We start from the raw sequence: 21,116 nt of genomic DNA on the forward strand, positions 1-21,116 counted from the left end.
CAGGCGGCACCAAGGTGCGCGCCAGCGGTGGACCACAACTGTAGCGCGGCGACCGCATCGGGCACGTCGGGGCGTGTGAGCCGAGCCGAGAGCGTGTCAGGCATCTTGTCACCAAACGCGGGCACGAGCACGACGTCTGGTTCCGGCACACCACGCGCAGTGACCACGGGGACCGTCAAGCCCTGCGCCGTTAGGATGCGACGCCGCACGCCCACCAGCGTGAGCTCTATGTGCGCGGGAGCCTGTGGCAGCGAGCTCGACATCGCATTGGCCAAGCCCACTGTGTCAGTGAGCGCCGCAAGCCCCAGATCAAACACGCCATCACAAACAAGGATATGAAGTTTCATGGCAATAATGATATCAAAGTTGTCATTTTTGTCTATATAAATGGTTGTCATGAAGACTTAGACTGCAGGCTCGTCGGTGCTTTCACCTAAACCATTTACCCAAAGGATTACAATATGACCAAGCTCGCCCTGTTTGTTCGCCTCGAAGCCAAACCCGGCCAGGAGGCTGCGCTTGCCGACTTCCTGGCCAGCGCACTGCCGCTCGCCAACGCCGAATCCGGCACCACTGCCTGGTTTGCATTGAAGTTTGGCCCTTCGACGTTCGGTGTGTTCGATGGGTTTGCCGATGAGGCAGGTCGCCGGGCACATCTGAACGGCCAGATCGCCGCGGCCTTGATGGCCAACGCCGCGACCTTGCTCAGTTCTCCGCCCAATATCGAGAAGGTCGAACTGCTTGCAGCCAAACTGCCTGCATGACAACCCGGCCTTGACTCAATCAGGTCACGCTGCGTAGGGCCACACGGCCCTACGCAGGCCGGGGGGATGTTCGGCGACAATTAGGATGACCAGTTGACGACAATTCTCTTGGCCGGTTGGGTGTCTCAATAGGTACCTTGTTTTCTGTTCGGAGTTCAAGGTGCCAAGAATATTAAACGCGCATACATGTAAAAGCGAAGCTCACCTGAGATTACGGTAATGCGCATTCCTTAAGTACTCTTAGCTATCTAAGCCCAGAGAGTTTTCAGTTGAAGAGCAGTGCTTGGTGAAGTGTCTACTGTTGCAGGTACGTATCAAAATTAAGTGGACACTTAAATTAGAACACCTACCTGTGATCGCCGGACGCTTAAAGTTATGTCAGGTCATCGGTTGAAGGCACCGCTTGCTCAACTTCTGCTTCTTTACCCTTGGCTTGAGCTGATTTTCGTGCTCGAATTTCGATATCAATAATGCGTCGTGCAAGTTTGATGATGCGCTGTTGCCATGCGTAGTTACCATCAACACGTTGCTTGTTGCTAAGCACGCTAGATAACCAGAGTGTGTCCATTGAGATCATCAACGCATCGAGTTTGCAAACTAAGCCGACAAACTGGCCAACCTGGGGCGAACTTATTTTTGCGTTGAAGGTTATCGGGTCGGTGTAGTCAGGTACTTCATCGATGCCGTTGGACTCCTGCATATTCCGCCCCAACCTGAACACCGATTCCGGACGAACGTGAACACCCATTCCGATCCATCGTGAACGCTGATTCCGGCGCAACGTGAACACTTTTACCGGGTTTTCCGGAATCACTGTTCATCTTCTCGGAACCGGTGTTCACGTTGAACCGGAATCCCGCTCAACGCATTGATTTTCTTTGAATTTGCTACCCTCTCCGCTTTTTCCGGAGGGGTCATGCCTGCCAAGAGGATCACCATGCGTAACATCCGAGAAGTGTTGCGGCTTCGACTCGCCGCTAACCTGTCACTGCGGCAAATCAACGCCAGTACCAAGACCAGCCTCGGCGCCATCCAGAAACTGGTGGCGCGAGCCGAGGAACTTTCCCTGACGTGGCCGCTGCCGGCCGAGCTCGACGACACCGCTCTGGCCACGCTGTTTTACCCACAAGCCGATACCACTGTGTCTGACCGTTATCACGTCCCCGACTGGGCTAGTGCCCACCAGGAACTCAAACGCAAAGGCATGACCAAGCAGCTCTTGTGGGAGGATTACACACCGAGCAGTTTCCCAACCGTTGCTACAGCTACTCCCAGTTCTGTGACCTGTACCGGCAGTGGAGCAAACGGCAGAAGCGATCCATGCGTCAGATTCACAAGGCGGGTGAGAAGTGCTTTGTGGATTACTGCGGGCAGACGGTGCCCATCGTTAACGGCGGTACCGGTGAGATCCGCGAGGCCCAGATCTTTGTTGGTGTGCTGGGCGCCTCGAACTACACCTATGCCGAAGCTACCTTCAGTCAATCCTTACCGGACTGGCTTGGCAGTCATACTCGCATGCTGGCGTTCTTTGGCGGTTGTCCCGCGATGATCGTGCCGGACAACCTGCGTAGCGGCGTCAGCCGTGCCTGTCGTTATGATCCCGATCTCAACCCCAGCTATCAGCAGTGGGCTGCACACTACCGCGTGGCCGTCGTGCCGGCTCGCCCCTACAAACCCAAAGACAAATCCAAGGCATAGGTCGGCGTACAAATCGTGGAGCGCTGGATTCTGGCGCGTCTGCGACGACAGACCTTCTTCTCTCTGGCAGAACTGAATCGCTGTATCCGGGTGTTGCTGGAAGAACTCAACGCCAGGCCCTTCAAGCAATTGCCCGGCAACCGAATTGAAGCCTTCCAGTCGTTGGATAAACCAGCACTGAACCCGCTACCCACTCAGGCCTACCGCTTCGTCGACATCAAGCCAGTGAAGGTCAACATCGATTACCACGTGCAATACCAACAGCATCATTACTCCGTACCGCACCACTATGTGGGTGAAACTCTGGAGCTACACGCTAGCGAATCCCTGATCACGATTTACTTCCGCCAGCGCCAGATTGCCTCCCATCCGCGCGGCCAGCGCCCCGGCACCACAACCGAAGCCGCGCACATGCCCACACGACACCGCAAGCACCAACAGTGGACACCAGGCCGTTTAAAGCAATGGGCAAGCAAGATCGGGCCGGAAACGCTTGTCTGGGTGGATGCCCAACTGCGTGCCCGCGCCCATCCGGAACAGGCCTACCGGGTCTGTCTGTCTTTGCAGAACCTCCATCTCCACCCATTCCTTTCAGTTATATCTCTGCGGAATCCGAATACGATGTCTATGGTTGGCATGTCACAATGATACGCGAGGCGATGGAATTCACTCGATTAGGCGACGTTTCTCCAGAGGGTTTCACTCTTGAGGGCAGCGGTGAAGCCGACATAACCTCCGCTCCCTAGTATGCACCAAACAAAACCTATGAAATCCATATATCTGGTGCAGAGGCATTCTCTGTGCAATCTGATAACTTTGGCAGACTGTCTTTTAGAGTTCCATTAGGCGCGGCCAATCGATTCCAGCAATACACTATTGAGTCGACTCTTGAAGGTCACCAGATTTTTCAATCTATCGTGAGTATTGCACAGCGCTGATATGCTTCCTGCTAGCAGAATAGAAATTATAAATTTGGCGTAAGTGTAAGTCGCCAATTGTATTCGGAGTTAGGCTCACTCGGTTTTGGCGACAGTTAACACATAGGAAGACTCTAGAACATCGGATTTGGCAATGGCTGCTAAGGGGGGCAAAAGAGGAAAAAGGTTCCGCATTCACCGCCCATTCTTGGCACCTTTGCGACCGACCCTGGACCGTACATGAACGGCGGCTTCATGCAGTGAGCGGCCACCTTTCAGATAAGCGCACTGACTGTTCATGGCACTCTGCCGACGCTGGTCACCCTCATTGTTGAACGGCCGTTTTATTGGCTTAGCGGGCGACAGGATCTGCAAACGTAATCCGAGAGTGTCGGTGGTCTATATGTCCGCTATTGTGAAAATAGTCGATTTTCACAAAGCGCGTAATGCCCCGACGACCTCAATGGCAGGCTCTTCATACAACAGCTGCTCCCTAACTGACATTGTTCCGAATTGCCCAAAGCGCTTCCGCCTCCGAAACGTGGTTAGTCACTCCTCTGAACATAATACCTTGACTTTATTCTACTTTTTCCTACCGGCTGTCCCGTGTCCCAGGACACGGGACATGTGGCGTCAGGGGTACGAAAAGTGGAAGTTGTAGTGGCGTGTTTTTATTCACTGGGGATGCCCCTACTTGTCTGATGCGAACCAACATGGCTGATCCAGAGACGAGGCTCCCAGCCGACGGGTATTCCTGCTTTGGAGTGGTAGCCCGATTGCCTACTTTGCTTGAAAAGTAGCGGCGGCATCAAACGTGATATTATTTTTCATTGAAATGCGAATTATACTTGAAATTTTCAAAAGAGATTCTCTTTATTGTCAATAAGTTACCTTTCGAACAATTGCTCACTTTATGAGGACATGCAGCATTTGCGACCCCTCGTTATGGCGGGCTTTTAGCTTTTTAACCACAGCTCGACTTCATCGTCGGTTTTGTTTGAAATCGTTACCGTCGTGCTCACTTACCTGTGTACTGTGGTTGCCGCCGCTCTATCCAGGCATGCAGGCCTTCTTTGCAGTCGCAGGTACCGGCCATGCGAGCAAACTGTTGTTTTTCGATCTCAAGGCCTTCGTCTATGGTGGTATTGATGCCGCGTGTGACGGCCGAGAGTATGCGCGCCGCCGCAAGTGGTGAATGGCGCAGAATGCGCTCGGCCATCTCCATGGCGCTGCTTAATAGTTGTTCATGGGGCACGACGTTATTTACCAGGCCGACTTCATAGGCTCGCTGCGCTGAAAATTGGTCTCCGGTTAGCAGCAGTTCTAGTGCGCGTTTTCTTCCTGCCAGCCTAGGTAGGCGCTGGGTGCCGCCAAAGGTCGGTGGAATGCCGATATTAATCTCCGGTTTGGCGAAGACGGCTCGTTCGCTGGCAATCGCTAAGTGAGCGGCCTCGGTAATTTCGCAGCCACCACCAAAGGCGATGCCATTTACGGCGACGATAATAGGCTTGGGAAATGACTCCAGCCTTGCCGTCATGCGCTGGCCACGGTTAACGAATGCTTTTACAGCGATATCGGTGCCTTGCTCAATGCTCTGTGTGAATTCATAAATGTCGCCGCCAGCAGAAAAGGCTCTGTCCCCTGCCCCAGTGAGAACTACGGCAGCAATGCCGGGGTCATCTTCTATCTGGTCGAGCAGGCTTAATAGGCGATCATTTGTGGCGTAATTCAGTGCATTTAATTTTTCTGGCCGGTTTAGGGTCAGCAGTGCAACGGCGCCCTGTTGCTCAAATAATACGGTACTGTCCATCGTCGTTTCCTCGTTGTGCATAGGCTGTTAAAGACCTTGTTCACGAGGATAGGAGTGGCGTAGCATTTAGTACACTCACTATACGGTATACCTAATGACGAAAGCCAAGGGCGACACCAAAGAAAAGATTGTGCAGGCCGCCAACACCTTGTTTTACCTGCTGGGCGTGAAGGCGACGAGTGTTGATGCAATCGCCGACAAGGCGGGGGTTACCAAACGCACGGTGTACTACCACTTTGCCAGCAAGGATGACTTGATAGCGGCGTATTTACGCTCGCGGGACCAACAGAATTTAGCTGCTTATCAGCAGGCGTTCGCCGAGCAGGATGGGGAAGTCACCGACAAGGTAGCAGCGATATTTGCCAATGTGGCCAGGGCGACCAGCCACCCAAAATGGCGCGGCTGCGGTTTTCAGCGTACAGCCGGAGAGCTGGCGAACAAACCGGGGCACCCGGCAATGAAAGCCGCATCTCGGCATAAAAAGAATGTGGAGCAATGGTTAACTGAGGCCTTTAGCGCCGCAGGACTGGCCGCGCCGGCGCTTACCGCGAGGCAGGTGTTTTTGCTACTGGAAGGTGCTCTGTCGAGTATGTTGATTCACCATGACCCAGCCTACATTACCGACGCGGGTCAGGCCGCAGCAGCCCTTGTCGCACAACATGCACTAGAGGCTAACTGAATAGAGGCTAAGTAGAGGCGCCGCTTGTGTCGTACCTAAATTTGGTCGAGACTAGCTGCCTGATTTTAGGGTGCCTGTGTTGTTGAACCGACTGTTTGGCCTGTTATTGATATGTGTGTGGTCTGGCGCTGCGGTGGCGGCGCCGCTGCGTATTGCTGTGGCCGCGAATTTCGCTCCCACACTGGAGAAGCTCGCCGCGCATTATGCGACCCTAGGCGGAGTGTCACCTGAGCTTGTTCGCGGTTCGTCGGGCAAGCTATACGCACAAATTCGCCAAGGTGCGCCCTTCGATATGTTTTTCTCGGCTGATATCGCCCGCCCGAAAGCGCTGGAGGATAACGGCTTCGTCATCGATGGCAGCCGCCAGGACTATGCGCGTGGCCGCTTAGTGCTGTGGCCGGTAAATAAAGATGGGCAGCGTGAACTGACAGCATTTAGCTATTCGCGTTTTGCCATTGCCAACCCGCGTTTGGCCCCTTACGGGCGAGCAGCGCAAGATGTTCTGCGGCATTTTAAGCTAGAAAAAGCGGCGGCAAAGCGACTGGTAGTCGGCGAAAATATCGCTCAGGCCTACCAATTTGTGCATTCCAAAAATGCGGAGGCGGGCCTGTTAGCGCGCGCTCAGATGCCCCCCTCTTCCACCGATTATTGGTTAATTCCCGATGACTGGCACCGGCCGATCAGGCAGCAACGAGTGCTGCTAACTCGCTGTGACGATATTGATGCTGCCCGGGCGTTTCTGATGTTTTTACAAACCGATATTGCTAAGCAGATCATTCGTAACGATGGTTATCAGCTGCCCACAAGGGAGGGTGCAGAATGATGGGGTTCGATAGCCAGGATATGACCGCGCTTTTACTTACCCTGAAATTGGCACTGGTCGTCACTGTTTTACTTTTGGTGATTTCGACACCGCTGGCCTGGTGGCTAAGCCGCAGCTGCTCTTGGTTGCGCGCTCCGGTAGCGGCGCTGATCACCCTGCCATTGATACTACCGCCTACAGTGCTTGGCTTTTATTTGCTGTTGGCAATGGGGCCGGAGGGGCCCATAGGCTACCTGAGCGAGCGTTTGGGAATTGGGAGCCTGGCGTTCAGCTTTACGGGCTTGGTGATTGGCTCCTTGTTTTATTCGCTGCCCTTTGTGGTACAGCCCATACAAAACGCAATGGAAAGCATGGGCGAGCGCCCTTTTGAAGTGGCCGCCACTTTGCGTGCCGGCCCAATTGATCGTTTCTTCACGGTGTTATTACCGCTGTGCCGAACGGGGTTTATCACTGCGGCGGTGCTGGGTTTTGCCCACACGCTGGGCGAGTTCGGTGTGGTGCTGATGATTGGCGGCAATATTCCGGGTGAAACCCAGGTGCTCTCGGTGCAGCTGTATGAACATGTGGAAGCCCTCGACTACCCCCGAGCGCATCGCCTCGCCGCGCTGATGTTGGCGCTATCCTTTATTACCATGCTACTGCTGCATGGGCTTCGCAGCGGCAAGCGCTCAGCAAAAGTATTGGGTTTCTAGCCGTGGTAAAGCAGCTTTCAGGTCATTTTAGATTGGCGTTTCCCGGCGACAAGTTCGCGCTTGATGCCGAATTTTCCCTGCCAATGGACCGTGTTACGGCGATATTTGGTCCTTCCGGTTCGGGAAAAACAACGTTGCTGCGCTGCATCGCAGGCTTGCAACGCGCTCGCGGCGAGTTGTTTTTTGGCGACGCTTGCTGGCAGCAAGGGCGCCACTGCCTACCCTGCCACCGCCGGCCGATCGCCTACGTTTTTCAAGAGGCGAGCTTGTTTCCACACCTCAGTGTGGCGGGCAACCTCCGCTATGCACAGCGGCGCGCAGCGCCCCAAGCGCCGGCATTGGAAGAAGTGGTGGATTTATTGGACCTTGCCGCATTGATGTCGCACAGGCCAGATCAGTTGTCGGGGGGAGAACGCCAGCGTGTGGCGATTGCGCGAGCGCTGTTAATCGGCCCAGAGTTGCTGCTGATGGACGAGCCCCTATCCGGCCTGGACGACCGCAGAAAAGCCGAGATATTGCCCTATCTGGAAACACTCTGCCGCGCGTCGAATATTCCTATTCTGTATGTCAGCCACTCTGTTGATGAGGTGTGCCGCCTCGCTGATACCCTGCTAATGCTGGAAAACGGCAACGTCAGCCACTACGGGCCAATGGAAGAGCTGCTCATGCAGCAGGTGATCGCCCGGCCGGGCAGCGCCGATGTGTCGGCGGTGCTGCGTGCCAGGGTGAACCGCATTGATGAACAATGGCAACTCGCGGAATTGGCCTTTAATGGGGGTGCACTTTGGGTACAACACAACGATGAAGCCTTAGGGAGCGAGCAGCGCCTGCGAATTCGCGCGCAGGACGTGAGTATTAGCCTGTCGGCCCACGGCGACAGCAGTATTTTGAATGTGCTGCCCTGCTCGATAACGGCAATCAGTGATGAGGCGGTAGGCGCCATGCAGGTACTAACCTTGCAGCTGGGTAGCGAGCGCCTATTGGCGAGGCTGACCCGGCGAAGTATCGACCACTTGGGCTTAACTGTGGGTATGTCGGTGTTTGCACAAATTAAGTCGGTGGCGATCATTCGCTAGGTGACAGGCATTTGGCGGGGCGGCGTTAGGGGGTTGTCATGTTCTCTTCACCCCAAAACGCCTTCATTGCACAGATTTTTCCGGCGTCATTAAAGGTGAATTGGTCGATGACTTCCAGGCGCATTTCGCCGTTGCCGGGGTTGAGTTCTACCACAAAGGGAAACACTGCATGGTTAGCGGCTAAGCGCACTGCGCCCTCTAATCTTGCAGAAATGCCGGAACTAAATGCGGTCTTGTAGAATCCTAGAATAGCGTCCTTACCGCGAATGACATCTCCGCCGACTGGGTCTTCCACGGTAGCGTTGTCATCAAAAAGTGCGTCAATTGCGCCGAGGTCGTGCTCAGTCAGCGCCTTGATATATGTTTCAACGGCTGTCACTTTAGGGTTTTTACTCACAATTGCGGGCTCCATCAGTTAGCCTAAGTGGATATTTTCAGTGTAACGCGGTATACCGATACGGGAAATCCGCTGATAGGAAATCACCGGAAAATTAGTCGTAAGACTGAACCACAGCGGAAAAACACAGGTAATTTATGCTTTTTACTCAACATCGTTCGTCGCGCACCCTTTTCGCTAGCGTTTCACTCCTCTTTTTATTCTTGCTGTCGCCCGCTTATGCGCTGACCGACTTAGAACCCAGCAAAGAGCATCGCAAGGCGATTCGCGACATGCTCAACCAACTCAATAGTAGCCACTATGTAAAATTGGCTGTTGATGACGCCTCGTCGTCGCGTTTGTTGGATGCCTACCTCAGTGACCTAGACCCTAATCGACAGTTTTTACTCGCCGAGGACATTGCCAGTTTTCAGCAATACCGCGACCGCCTGGACGATGAACTGAAAAAAGGCCGCCTGGATACAGGTTTTCTGATTTTTAACCGCTATCGTCAACGCATTGTGAGCCGTTTGGAGCGCAGCCTCGACGATCTGGAAAAAACCGTCGCAGCGATGGACTTCAGTGTCGACGAGAGCTTTTTGCTGGACCGCTCTGAACAGCCCTGGCCAAAAAACCAGACCGAAGCCGATGAGATTTGGCGCAAGCAGCTGAAAAATCGTGTTCTCGGTTTAAAGCTGGCGGGCAAAGAAGATAAAGCCATCGTTGAGTTGCTGGAGAAGCGTTTCCGTAATCAGGTGAAGCGCCTGACTCAGCTCGAGGCGGAAGACGCCTTCCAAATCTACGCGAATGCCCTCGCGTCGCTGTACGACCCCCACACCGATTACTTTTCGCCGAGGCTGTCGGAAAACTTCCAGATTAATATGAGCCTGAAGCTCGAGGGGATCGGCGCTGTTCTGCAAATGGAAGACGACTACACCAAGATCGTGCGACTGGTGCCTGCCGGCCCTGCCGATAAGCAGGGTGAGTTGCAGCCTGCAGACCGTATTGTCGGTGTTGCCCAGGGCAAGAAGGGTGATATGCAGGATGTAATTGGCTGGCGCCTGGACGATGTTGTCGACCTGATTCGCGGCCCGAAGGGGTCGGTTGTGCGCTTAGAAGTTATTCCTGCGCTGGCGCATAGCGACGAAGAGCGCAAGGAAATTGTGATCGAGCGCAACGAGGTGAAGCTCGAAGAGCAAAGTGCCAAGGGAGAGATCCTTGATATTGAAGATGCCTCGGGCAAGGTTAGAAAGATTGGGGTTATCGATATCCCAACCTTTTACTTGGATTTTGACGCCTTCCGCATGGGTGATCCCGACTTCCGCAGCACCACCCGCGATGTGCATCGCATTCTTGGTGAACTACTGGCCGAGGGCGCGGAAGGTATTGTGATCGACCTGCGTGACAATGGCGGCGGCTCGCTAGCCGAGGCCAACGGTCTGGTGGGCCTGTTCATTGAATCCGGGCCGACGGTGCAGATACGCCAGTCCAATTCCCGGGTGATTCGCGAAGGTAAGCGCCGCAGCTCGCCCTATTACACCGGCCCGTTGGCGGTGTTGATCAACCGCATGAGCGCATCTGCGTCGGAGATTTTCGCCGGTGCCATTCAGGACTACCAGCGCGGTATTGTGATCGGTACCCAGTCTTTCGGTAAGGGAACGGTGCAGTCGGTAAACCCGCTGAGTCACGGTCAGTTAAAAATGACCGAGTCGAAGTTTTACCGCATTTCGGGTGACAGCACCCAAAACCGCGGCGTGATTCCCGATATCAGCTTCCCTCCCCTCTATGATTCCGAGCAGATTGGCGAAAGCATTCTCGACAATGCGATGGCGTGGGACCGCATCGCCCGTGCTCGCCACAGCTATTATTACGACCTGCGCAGTGGCCTGGATAAGTTGGAAAAACGCCACGAGGAGCGCGTTGCTAAAGACCCTGATTTTCGGTTTTTGAAAGAGCAATTAGCGGCAATAGAAAAATATCGCGACAGAAAGTACCTGTCGCTGAATATTGCCAAGCGTAAAAAAGAGCGCGAAGAGCAAAAAGCCCTGCAGCTGGCGATGGAAAACCGCCGTCGTGTGGCCAAGGGTGAAAAGCCCTTGGATGTGCTGAAAGATGACGAGCTCGATACCCCGGATGATCTGTTGATCAGCCCGGATACCGAGGCGGAGAATGAGGGTGAAGAGAAAGACAAACGCCCTGACCCGCTGCTAAATGAGGCCGGCCATATTCTGGTGGACGCGATTCCTGCCTTCCAGCAGGAAAGACTCGCCGGGCGGCCCTAAAAAGGGCCTTCCCTTGAAGGCCAGCTTATCGGCTGGCCTCGCGCATGGTCACAAACTCTTCAGCGACCGTGGGGTGAATGCCAATAGTGGCGTCGAAAACGGCTTTGGTTGCCCCCGCCTTTATCGCCACTGCAAAGCCCTGGATTAACTCGCCGGCATCATCCCCGAGCATATGAACGCCGACAACGCGGTCTGAGGCTTTATCGACGATCAGCTTCAAAAATACCTTTGACGGATTCTCAGTGAGGGTGTGTTTCAGGTGTTTGAACTGCGACGTAAACACGCTGATATCGCCAAATTTCTCCCGCGCTTGTTCCTCGCTGTAGCCAACCGTTCCAATATTGGGTTGGCAGAAGATCGCGGTGGGAATGTATTCGTAGTCCATCGCCTGGTCAATGCCGCCATAGAGTCGCCGAGCGAGATTCATTCCTTCGGCGAGCGCCACAGGCGTCAGTTCCATGCCACCGATGACATCACCCAGTGCGTAAATACTGGGCGCCGCCGTTTGGAAGGTGTCCGACACGGCAATAAAGCCCTGCTCGTTGAGCGCAACCCGGGTGTTTTCAAGCCCAAGTCCCTCGAGTAGCGGCTGGCGCCCGGTGGCATAAAGCACAGCGCCGGTATTCAGCACGCCGCCGCTCTCCAGCTGAAGCTGCAAGCCGTCGGCGGTTTTCTCGATTGCAGTGACGTTTTCATTGAAACGCAGTTCGATGCCGCGCTGGCGCATTTCCTCTGCAAGGTGGCCGCGTATTTCCTCATCAAAGCCACGCAGAAACAGCGAGCGACGGTAAATTTGTGTGACCTTAACCCCCAGGCCGTTGAGGATGCCGGCAAATTCGGTGGCAATATAGCCTCCGCCCACTACCGTGGCATGTTCTGGCAGCTCATCGAGATAAAACAGCTCATTGGAGCTAATGGCGTGCTCTTTCCCAGGCACATCGGGGATATAGGGCCAGCCGCCAACAGCAATAAGAATCCGTTCGGCGCGATAGTGTTTGCCGTTTACGTCCACTGTGTGTTCGTCGACAAAGCGCGCGTGACCGTTGATCAGATCAACATTGGCATTTTTGAGAATATTGCCGTAGATGCCATTCAAGCGCTCAATTTCGCGGGTTTTATTGTCGCGCAGGCGCGGCCAGTCGATCAGGCCGTGCGAAACATCCCAACCAAAGCTGGCTGCATCGTGGAAGTTCTCGGTGAAGTGGGCCGCATAGCTAAAAAGTTTTTTAGGCACGCAGCCGACATTTACACAGGTGCCACCCAGATAACGGGCTTCGGCCACGGCCACGCGGGCGCCCATCGACGCTGACATTCTGGCCGCGCGAACACCGCCGCTACCGGCACCAATGACAAACAGATCGTAATCAAACTGACTCACAAAACCTCCGAATCAAGTGAATATGGCATTGGGACTCGCCGCAGCGACCGATGTTACAAACTTGGCGACGCGAGATCGTAGTGCTCGTACCAGGCCAGTTTTTCTCGCAAGCTGACCACTTCGCCGACAATAATCAGCGTGGGGGCTTTAACGGGATTTTTTGCCACTTCCTCAACCATGGTTGCCAAGGTGGCTACCACGACCTTTTGATGGCGCGTGGTGCCCTGTTGCACCAGAGCAATTGGTGTATCGGCGCTTCGACCGTGGGCGATGAGCTGCTCGCAGATCACCGGTAGGCCAACCAGGCCCATGTAAAAAACGATCGTTTGGTGGCCATGAACCAGCTCGGCCCAGGGCAGGTTAATGCTGTTGTCTTTCAAATGGCCGGTAACAAAACGCACTGACTGTGCGTAGTCGCGGTGGGTCAGCGGTATACCGGCATAGCTCGCGCAACCGGCCGCAGCAGTTACGCCTGGCACAACCTGAAAAGGGATCGATTCGTTTGCCAGCTGCTCAATTTCCTCACCGCCGCGCCCAAAAATAAAGGGGTCACCGCCTTTTAAGCGAGCGACTTTTCGGCCCTGCTTGGCGTGTTCAACCAACAAGGCGTTGATGTCTTGCTGGGGCACCGCATGATTCGAGCGCGCTTTGCCCACGAAAATACGCTCGGCATCTTTGCGGCACAACTCGACGATTTCCGGTGCGACCAAGCGGTCGTACAGCACAACATCCGCGCGCTGTAATAGCCGCAGCGCCTTAAACGTCATTAAGTCGGGGTCGCCGGGCCCGGCACCAATAAGGTATACCTCGCCGCCAGGACGAAGCTCTGCCTCATTGATCAATTTGCTGAGCATTTCGCCGGCCGCTTGTTCTTGCCCGGCATAGACCATCTCCGCCACAGGCCCCTGGAGCGTTTGCTCCCAGAAGTCACGGCGATCTTCTATGTCGTCAAAACGGGCTTTAACGGCGTCGCGAAATTGTCCGACCAAACCGGCTAGTCGCCCGTAAGCGGCGGGAATGCTCGATTCCAACCGCGAGCGAATCATCCGGGCCAGCACCGGGCTTTTACCGCCACTGCTCACTGCCACCACGATGGGCGAACGATCGATAATTGCCGGCAAAATAAAGCTGCACAGCGGCGGGTTATCCACCACATTTACCGGAATATTGCGCGCGTTGCAGTCCCGCGACACTTGCTCATTGAGGGCTTGGTCATCGGTGGCGGCGATGACTAAAAACACGCCATCCAGGTAATCCAAGCGGTAATCCGCGTGCAAACATTGCCCCGATTCACGGGCAAGCTGTTCCAGCTCAGGGGCAATATCCGGGGCGACAACGCGCAGTATCGCTCCTGCTTTACTGAGAAGCCGGGCTTTGCGCAAGGCGACTTCGCCACCGCCCACCAGCAAACAGGTCTTACCGTCGAGTTTGGTGAACAGCGGCAAAAAGTCCATCAGCCAAGTTCCTCAGCGCTGAGTTGCTCAATATTGCCCATATAGGGCTGCAATACACTCGGTATGGTCACCGAGCCGTCGGCGCGCTGGTAATTTTCCAGTATGGCGACCAGTGTTCGCCCCACTGCCAGCCCTGAGCCGTTCAGGGTGTGGAGCAGCTCAGGTTTACCGGTTTCGGGGTTGCGCCAGCGGGCCATCATACGGCGCGCTTGGAAGTCGCCGAAATTACTGCAAGAGGAGATCTCCCGGTAGGTGTTTTGGGCCGGTAGCCACACTTCCAGGTCGTAGGTTTTTTGCGCGGAAAAGCCAAGATCACCACCGCAGAGCAAGACCTTGCGGTAAGGCAGCTCCAGCTTTTGCAAAATGGCTTCGGCGTGCCCTGTCAGGGTTTCCAGCGCTTGGGCAGAATCGCCGGGCTTAACGAACTGCACCAGCTCCACTTTTTCAAACTGGTGCTGGCGAATCATTCCGCGGGTATCACGGCCGTAGCTGCCCGCCTCTGAGCGGAAGCACGGTGTATGGGCGGTGAACTTTAAGCCCTCTCCCAGCTCGCCCGCTTCGACGATAACATCGCGCAGCATATTGGTAACCGGCACTTCCGCTGTGGGGATCAGGTAGTACTCTGATTCGCTGTTAAGGCGGAACAGGTCCTCTTCAAATTTAGGCAGCTGCCCGGTACCGCGCAGTGAATCGCTGTTGACGATATAGGGCACGTAAACTTCTTGGTAGCCGTGCTCACCGGTGTGCGTGTTGAGCATAAACTGCGTGAGTGCGCGGTGCAGACGCGCCAAACCGCCGCGCATAACGGCAAAGCGACTGCCGGTGATTTTACTTGCGGTATCGAAATCCAGCCCGCCGAGGTTGCCGCCGACATCCACGTGATCTTTAACGTCGAAGTCGAACTGGCGCGGCTCGCCCCAACGCGAAATCTCTACATTGGCGTCCTCGTCTGCACCTTCGGGCACTTCCTCTACCGGTACATTGGGTACTGCCATCAACACCGCGTCGAGTTCGTCGTTCGCAGCCTTGGCTTCATTTTTTACGCGCTCGAGGCTCGCTTCTATAGTTGCCAGGGTTTCATTTACCTTGGCTTTGGCCTCATCGACCGACAGGCCGCTCTTTACTAATTCGCCAATTTGCTTAGAGGCTTGTTTGCGCTGTGCAAGCAGCTCCTGACTTTCCACATCGGCTTGCTTGCGACGGGTATCGAGTTGTTGAAAATGCGCCACGTCGAAGTCGTAGGCCTTTTTCTTCAAGGCGGCTGCCACGGCGTCCGGGTCCTGGCGAAGCTGCTTGATATCCAGCATTATATAAACTCTCCAAACCTTTGATATTTAAGCTATCTTGTAGCGATTATTCCTAGCCAGCAGGCCAGTACACATGTGGTAACAGTAGTGAGCATGTAGGCCAGCGCCAGCAGCGGTTTGCCCGCCTCCAACAGCGCTACAGACTCAAGGGAAAACGTGGAAAAGGTGGTGAAGGCACCAAAAAAGCCGACCATCAACACATAGCGCCAGTCGCTGTGCAAGGTGCTGCGCTCGGTAATCAGCACGTATACAACGCCAATGGCGGCGGAGCCGAGCACGTTCACTGCAAAGGTTGCCACTGGCCATTGGCTCGCGGGTAGCACCTGGCAAAGCCGGCCAATACCGTAGCGACTCAGCGCGCCGCTGGCACCACCTAAGGCGATCAGTAGATATTGCAGCACGCGCTTTCCCTGTTGGTTAAAGCGGGCATTTTAGCAAGAACTGCGCTCACGGATAACGCTTATGCGGGCTTTGTGCATCCAGTTGCTGTAAATAACGCATTTTTTCAGCAATTTTTCGCTCCAAACCGCGGTCGACGGGTTGGTAGAAATGCTCACCGTGAAGGGCTTCCGGCAAATAGCTCTCCCCGGCGGCGTAGGCATCGGGCTCATCGTGGGCGTAGCGATAGCCCTCGCCAAAGCCCTGGGCCTTCATTAACTTGCTGGGCGCGTTGCGTAGGTGCATGGGCACATCGTGACTTGGGTCGCTGGCGATGCGTTTTTTTAAGGCATTAAAGGCCGTGTAGACCGCGTTACTCTTGGGCGCGGCAGCTAAATAGGCCACGGCTTGCGCCAGTGCCAACTCCCCTTCCGGACTGCCGAGGCGCTCTTGTACATCCCAGGCGTCAAGGCAGACGCGCAGGGCTCTGGGGTCGGCATTACCGATATCTTCGCTGGCCATCCTTACCAAGCGCCGCGCGACGTAAATAGGATCGCAGCCGCCGTCGAGCATGCGAATAAGCCAGTACAGAGCGCCGTCGGGTGAACTGCCTCTTACCGACTTGTGCAAGGCGGAGATCTGCTCGTAAAACAGGTCGCCGCCTTTGTCGAAGCGCCGGGGTTGATGGCTCATTGCCTGCGAGACAGCGTCGGCGTCAATCGTTTGTTCGTCGCCCCGGTCGCGCATGATGTCCATTGCGAGCTCTAGCAGGTTAAGCGCTCGGCGTGCATCGCCGTCTGCCTGCAGAGCGAGCTCTGACAACAGTTCATCACTACACTGCCAGCCTTCCTCTTCACAGGCGTGGCGTAAAATTGCCAGCTGACTCTCGGCATCAAGCGCGTGAAGCGGGTACACCCGGGCGCGCGATAGCAGTGCGTTATTGATCTCGAAACTGGGGTTTTCGGTAGTGGCACCGACGAAAATTAGTGTTCCATCCTCCACATAGGGAAGAAAGGCATCTTGCTGGGCCTTGTTAAAACGGTGTACTTCATCGATAAACAAGACCGTCCGGCGACCGTACTGGCGCTCCCGCTTGGCCTCTTCAACGGCCTGACGTATATCCTTTACGCCCGCGAGTACCGCAGAGACCGTAATAAAGTGAGCGTCGCTATGCTGGGCAATCAATCTCGCCAGGGTGGTCTTGCCAACTCCCGGCGGCCCCCAAAAAATCATCGAGTGAAGCTGGCCTGAATCAAGCGCTGTGCGCAGCGCTTGCCCTTCAGCGAGCAAATGCGCCTGTCCTCGGTATTCAGCGAGTGATTGCGGGCGCATACGCGCCGCCAGCGGCGCGGGGTTACTCATGAGGGGGCGTTGTTTTCGGAAAAGATGAAGGTGTCGTCAGCCAGCGGTACGTTGTAGCGCGGCTTGATAAATTTCACCTCTGTGTACTGTTCCAGGTTGTCGCGCATACTCATGCCGATAAGTTTGCCCTGGCGAAAGCGCAGACTCATTTGGCTGAACATGCCGGGTTGTTTCGGCGTGAGAATAAACTCCCGCAGTGCGCCCTGTTTGTTAAACCGCACATCAAACTGACTTTCTAGCTGTTCAATGCTGGCGCCGATAATCATCGCCGGTGCTTCTGCCAGCTCGTCGCTAAATGGCTCGCTATTGAGCTGCTCCAAGTCGGCGTCGTAACGCCATAGCGTTACACCGTCGCTAATAAGTTGGTAGTGAAAAGGCTCGCGGCTCTCCCAGCGAAGCTTGTTGGGGCGCTCTACCGCAAGTTCGCCGCGGGTAAGCTGCAAAACGTTGCCGCTTTCATCGCGAACCTCTTGCTCAAACTGGGCTTGCAGGGTTTCCAGAGAGGATAAGTGCAAATGCAGTTGCGCAACATCACCGGCGTGTGCTGGCACCGCAAATATTACGCTAATAACGAGGGCCAAAAAGGCATTGTACATAAGGAAATCCTATTCGACCGGTGGCGGCGCCAGAACTTCTCTGCTGCCGTTGCTGGCCATCTCGGAGACCACACCTGCAGACTCCATGGTTTCTATCAATCGAGCAGCGCGATTGTAGCCAATGCGCAGTTTACGCTGCACAGAGGAGATCGACGCCCGACGGCTTTGGGTAACAAAGCGAACCGCTTCATCGTAGAGCGCATCGGCCTCACCGTCGTCATCGCCCCCTTCCGGGGCCATGCCTGGCATGGCATCGCTGCTGCTACCCTCCTCTAATAGACCATCGATATAGCGAGGTTCTCCCCGCTTTTTCCAATCGGCAACAACTCTGTGCACCTCATCATCACTACAGAAGGCGCCGTGCACCCGCACAGGCAGGCCGGAACCGGGTGGCAAATACAACATGTCACCGTGGCCAAGCAGCTGCTCTGCGCCACCCTGGTCAAGAATTGTGCGCGAATCGATTTTCGACGAAACCTGGAACGCAATCCGCGTGGGCACGTTGGCTTTGATCAAGCCGGTAATGACATCAACAGAGGGGCGCTGGGTGGCAAGAATCAAATGAATACCCGCCGCACGGGCCTTTTGAGCAATTCGTGCGATAAGTTCTTCAACCTTTTTACCCACGATCATCATCATGTCAGCAAATTCGTCGATGACCACCACAATAGCGGGCAGCGGCTCAAGGTCGGGCGCTAGCGCCTCTTCAAGGCCCGGCTGGTAGTTCTCGTCTGGCACGAATAGTGGGTCTTTGATGGGTTCGCCGCTTTGGATGGCATCCTTGATCTTGCGGTTGAAGCCCGCCAGGTTCCGAACGCCCATTGCTGACATTAATTTGTAGCGCCGCTCCATTTCAGCAACACACCAGCGCAACCCGTTGGCGGCATCTTTCATATCGGTAATGACTGGCGTCAGCAGATGGGGAATGCCGTCGTAGACCGATAGCTCAAGCATCTTGGGGTCTACCAACAGCAGGCGAACTTCCTCCGGCGATGACTTGTACAGCAAGCTAAGCAGCATCGCGTTAACGCCGACCGATTTACCGGAACCCGTCGTACCGGCAACTAATAAGTGCGGCATCTTAGCGAGGTCAGCGCAAACCGGCTCTCCCGAGATGTCGTGCCCCAGGGCCAGCGTGAGCGCGGACTTAGAGGCCTCAAAAGCCTGAGAGGAAAGCACCTCGCGGAAGTTCACGATCTCGCGATCTTCATTGGGAATTTCTATGCCAACGTAGGGCTTGCCTGGAATAACCTCCACGACGCGCACACTGACTACTGCAAGTGATCTGGCAAGATCCTTAACCAGGTTGCTGATTTTACTTACTTTAACGCCTGCATCTGGCTCCAGCTCGAAGCGCGTAATTACCGGCCCCGGAAACACCGCGACAACCTTTGCTGAGACACCAAAATCCAACAGCTTAATTTCGAGCAGCCGCGACATCGCCTCCAGCGTCTCAGGAGAGAAGCCTTTGTCTGGGTGGTGTTCCGCCGGATCGAGTAGTGATAATGATGGCAAGCTGCCGGTGACGATGCCGTCAAACAGCGAGGTTTGGCGCTCTTTCTCTACACGCGCCGATGGTGCGGCAGGCTTGGGCGGCGGCGTGATAGCCGGTGCAGTTCGGGTCTTTTGTATCTCGTTTTTCTTGGCCACCGACTCCTTGCGCTGTTGCTGCGCCTCGCGAGAGGCCTTGCGCTCTGCCCGCTGCTGGAGGAATTGGTAGTAGCGATCCTGAAGGCGCGCATAAAGCGTGAGGGTAATGCCCCCTAGACGGTCTATTAATTTCAGCCAGGACAGGTCGGTGAATACCGTCATTCCGAACAAAAAGATCGCCAACAGCAGCAGATGACTGCCGAAGTAACTGAAACCGGCGACGGTAGCGCTGCCGATCGCATCGCCCAGAACGCCCCCCGCACCGAATGGCAAGCCACTGTTGCCGTGATCTTCCGTGGCGGCCAGGCCGGTGCTGGCGATCATTACCAGCACAAAACCGATGCAACGCAAGGCGAAGACAACAGAGTCGAAACCGCTGGCATGCAGGCGGTCGCGAAACAGTTGTATCGCCCGAAAGGCCAGCATGGCGGGAAAGAGATAGGCCATGTAGCCGAACAATGCATAAAACACGTCGGCGAGCCAGGCGCCCACGGGGCCACCGGCGTTAGCGATATCTTCCCCACTGCCCGTTCTCGACCAACCAGGGTCGGCGGCGCTATAGCTGATTAGCGAGACAAAAATGTACAGGCAGGCCGCGACCAGAGCGATAAGCAGCCCTTCGCGCAAACGCAAATGCAGGGTGTCGCGGCCTTTGTCGGGAGTGTTGTTCTTTGACTTCGTGGTCTTTGCCAAGGGAAATCGGCTTCCTTCTTATCTTCGTAGCGATAAAACACTGCGCGGGCGCAAGCGAAGCGGTTGAAACCGCGAAATTTGGCCCAATATTAGCACTTCGAAGTGGCGTTTGTCGCCGTGTTAGCTTTTGCTGACCCCGGCCTTTTACCCTATGATAAGCGCCTAATCTCAGTCACCCGGGATGAGTACAAGTTCAATCCCCAAACACGGAATTCTGCCTTCATGAGCGACAGCCAACACCACCGTCTGATTATTCTTGGTTCCGGCCCTGCTGGATACACCGCCGCTGTATATGCTGCCCGCGCCAACCTCGACCCAGTGGTGATTACGGGTATGCAGCAGGGTGGACAGCTGACTACCACCACGGACGTCGACAACTGGCCCGGCGATCAAAACGGCGTTCAAGGCCCTGAACTGATGATGCGTATGCAGGAGCACGCCGAGCGCTTTGATACCAAAGTGCTGTTCGACCACATCGAAAGCGTGGACCTGAAGCAGCGCCCCTTCACGCTCACAGGCAGCAATACTTACACCTGTGATGCACTGATTATTGCAACGGGAGCCTCTGCTCAATATCTGGGGCTGCCCTCAGAAGAAGCCTTTATGGGCAAAGGCGTGTCGGCATGTGCAACATGTGATGGCTTTTTCTATCGTGGCAAGAAAGTAGCCGTTATTGGCGGTGGTAATACCGCTGTTGAAGAGGCCTTATACCTGTCAAACATTGCCTCAGAGGTGACCTTAGTGCATCGCAGAGACGCGCTGCGTTCTGAAAAAATCCTGCAGGATAAAATTCTTGAGCGCGCTGAGAATGGCAACATCAATATTTTATGGAACCATACTCTCGATGAAGTCCTGGGCGATGATTCAGGGGTAACCGGCTTGCGCCTGGCCAGCACACAAGACGACAGTACGCAGGAAATTGACGTTGCCGGTGTGTTTATTGCGATCGGTCACAAGCCCAATACCGGTATCTTCGAGGGGCAACTGGATATGCATAACGGCTACCTCAAGATTGCCAGCGGCACAGAGGGCAACGCGACCCAAACCTCAGTAGAGGGCGTGTTCGCGGCGGGCGACGTGGCCGACCATATCTACCGTCAGGCGGTGACCTCTGCAGGCTTTGGCTGTATGGCGGCACTGGACGCCGAGCGCTATTTAGACAACCTCGCCTAAATACGGGC

Annotated in this window: 18 protein-coding genes and 1 pseudogene; 8 read left to right on the forward strand and 11 right to left on the reverse strand. The window is 55.2% G+C overall.

Features of this window, described 5'->3' with window-relative positions; all coding sequences use genetic code 11:
• Positions 1–398: type 1 glutamine amidotransferase family protein (locus HNR64_RS04535; RefSeq protein ID WP_204995368.1), on the reverse strand; the 398-nt coding region annotated here is incomplete at its 3' end.
• A 63-nt stretch (positions 399–461) separates the two neighbouring features.
• On the opposite strand from HNR64_RS04535, the gene HNR64_RS04540 reads away from it, so the two are divergent.
• On the forward strand, positions 462–764 hold the full coding sequence (locus HNR64_RS04540; protein ID WP_204995369.1) for a putative quinol monooxygenase: 303 nt from the start codon (positions 462–464) through the stop codon (positions 762–764).
• 373 nt (positions 765–1,137) lie between these two features.
• Here the strand turns inward: HNR64_RS04540 and HNR64_RS04545 are convergent, their stop codons facing one another.
• Positions 1,138–1,578, reverse strand: a complete 441-nt coding sequence (locus HNR64_RS04545) for a hypothetical protein (protein ID WP_476749629.1) — start codon at positions 1,576–1,578, stop codon at positions 1,138–1,140.
• Positions 1,579–1,680: 102 nt separating this feature from the next.
• On the opposite strand from HNR64_RS04545, the pseudogene istA reads away from it, so the two are divergent.
• Positions 1,681–3,035: pseudogene (istA, locus tag HNR64_RS04550) on the forward strand (IS21 family transposase); the annotation flags it as partial.
• Positions 3,036–4,397: 1,362 nt separating this feature from the next.
• Here istA and HNR64_RS04555 read toward each other — a convergent pair.
• Positions 4,398–5,189: a crotonase/enoyl-CoA hydratase family protein gene (locus HNR64_RS04555; protein WP_204995370.1), complete on the reverse strand. Its 792-nt coding sequence runs from the start codon at positions 5,187–5,189 to the stop codon at positions 4,398–4,400.
• Positions 5,190–5,283: 94 nt separating this feature from the next.
• Here HNR64_RS04555 and HNR64_RS04560 point away from each other — a divergent pair, with 94 nt between their 5' ends.
• The 4 genes from HNR64_RS04560 to modC all read left to right on the forward strand — a co-directional run bounded on the left by HNR64_RS04560 (position 5,284) and on the right by modC (position 8,459).
• A complete protein-coding gene (locus tag HNR64_RS04560; RefSeq protein ID WP_204995371.1) occupies positions 5,284–5,868 on the forward strand; it encodes a TetR/AcrR family transcriptional regulator in 585 nt (194 codons plus the stop codon).
• A gap of 79 nt (positions 5,869–5,947) precedes the next feature.
• Positions 5,948–6,691, forward strand: a complete 744-nt coding sequence (gene modA / locus HNR64_RS04565; protein ID WP_204995372.1) for a molybdate ABC transporter substrate-binding protein — start codon at positions 5,948–5,950, stop codon at positions 6,689–6,691.
• Positions 6,688–7,383, forward strand: a complete 696-nt coding sequence (modB, locus tag HNR64_RS04570) for a molybdate ABC transporter permease subunit (RefSeq protein WP_204995373.1) — start codon at positions 6,688–6,690, stop codon at positions 7,381–7,383. The genes modA and modB overlap by 4 nt, the downstream gene beginning before the upstream one ends.
• A gap of 32 nt (positions 7,384–7,415) precedes the next feature.
• Positions 7,416–8,459 (forward strand): molybdenum ABC transporter ATP-binding protein, encoded by a 1,044-nt coding sequence (modC, locus tag HNR64_RS04575; RefSeq protein WP_204995374.1) that lies wholly within the window; start codon positions 7,416–7,418, stop codon positions 8,457–8,459.
• 25 nt (positions 8,460–8,484) lie between these two features.
• Here the strand turns inward: modC and HNR64_RS04580 are convergent, their stop codons facing one another.
• Positions 8,485–8,856, reverse strand: a complete 372-nt coding sequence (locus HNR64_RS04580) for a nuclear transport factor 2 family protein (RefSeq protein WP_204995375.1) — start codon at positions 8,854–8,856, stop codon at positions 8,485–8,487.
• A gap of 137 nt (positions 8,857–8,993) precedes the next feature.
• On the opposite strand from HNR64_RS04580, the gene HNR64_RS04585 reads away from it, so the two are divergent.
• Positions 8,994–11,117, forward strand: coding sequence for a carboxy terminal-processing peptidase (locus HNR64_RS04585; RefSeq protein ID WP_204995376.1), 2,124 nt, complete (start codon positions 8,994–8,996; stop codon positions 11,115–11,117).
• A gap of 25 nt (positions 11,118–11,142) precedes the next feature.
• Here HNR64_RS04585 and gorA read toward each other — a convergent pair whose 3' ends face one another.
• Genes gorA through HNR64_RS04620 form a run of 7 tightly spaced genes read right to left on the reverse strand, consistent with a single transcriptional unit; the run spans position 11,143 to position 19,935 of the window.
• Complete coding sequence (gene gorA / locus HNR64_RS04590) at positions 11,143–12,495, reverse strand: glutathione-disulfide reductase (RefSeq protein ID WP_204995377.1); 1,353 nt, start codon at positions 12,493–12,495, stop codon at positions 11,143–11,145.
• Positions 12,496–12,548: 53 nt separating this feature from the next.
• Positions 12,549–13,949 carry a siroheme synthase CysG gene (cysG, locus tag HNR64_RS04595; protein WP_204995378.1) on the reverse strand — a complete coding sequence of 467 codons (1,401 nt, stop codon included), beginning with the start codon at positions 13,947–13,949 and terminating at the stop codon, positions 12,549–12,551.
• Positions 13,949–15,256 (reverse strand): serine--tRNA ligase, encoded by a 1,308-nt coding sequence (serS, locus tag HNR64_RS04600; RefSeq protein ID WP_204995379.1) that lies wholly within the window; start codon positions 15,254–15,256, stop codon positions 13,949–13,951. The genes cysG and serS overlap by 1 nt, the downstream gene beginning before the upstream one ends.
• A 32-nt stretch (positions 15,257–15,288) precedes the next feature.
• On the reverse strand, positions 15,289–15,657 hold the full coding sequence (crcB, locus tag HNR64_RS04605; protein ID WP_027872497.1) for a fluoride efflux transporter CrcB: 369 nt from the start codon (positions 15,655–15,657) through the stop codon (positions 15,289–15,291).
• Between the two features lie 46 nt (positions 15,658–15,703).
• Positions 15,704–16,996, reverse strand: a complete 1,293-nt coding sequence (locus HNR64_RS04610) for a replication-associated recombination protein A (protein ID WP_204995380.1) — start codon at positions 16,994–16,996, stop codon at positions 15,704–15,706.
• Entirely contained in the window at positions 16,993–17,592 is a 600-nt protein-coding gene (gene lolA, locus HNR64_RS04615; protein WP_204995381.1) for an outer membrane lipoprotein periplasmic chaperone LolA, read from the reverse strand. Before lolA ends, HNR64_RS04610 begins: the two co-directional genes overlap by 4 nt.
• Positions 17,593–17,601: 9 nt before the next feature.
• A complete protein-coding gene (locus tag HNR64_RS04620; RefSeq protein WP_204995382.1) occupies positions 17,602–19,935 on the reverse strand; it encodes a DNA translocase FtsK in 2,334 nt (777 codons plus the stop codon).
• A 222-nt stretch (positions 19,936–20,157) separates the two neighbouring features.
• On the opposite strand from HNR64_RS04620, the gene trxB reads away from it, so the two are divergent.
• A complete protein-coding gene (gene trxB / locus HNR64_RS04625; RefSeq protein WP_027872501.1) occupies positions 20,158–21,108 on the forward strand; it encodes a thioredoxin-disulfide reductase in 951 nt (316 codons plus the stop codon).
• The last annotated feature ends 8 nt before the right edge of the window (positions 21,109–21,116 follow it).

Origin of the sequence: Spongiibacter marinus, assembly GCF_016906995.1 — a bacterium.
Lineage (GTDB): Bacteria > Pseudomonadota > Gammaproteobacteria > Pseudomonadales > Spongiibacteraceae > Spongiibacter > Spongiibacter marinus.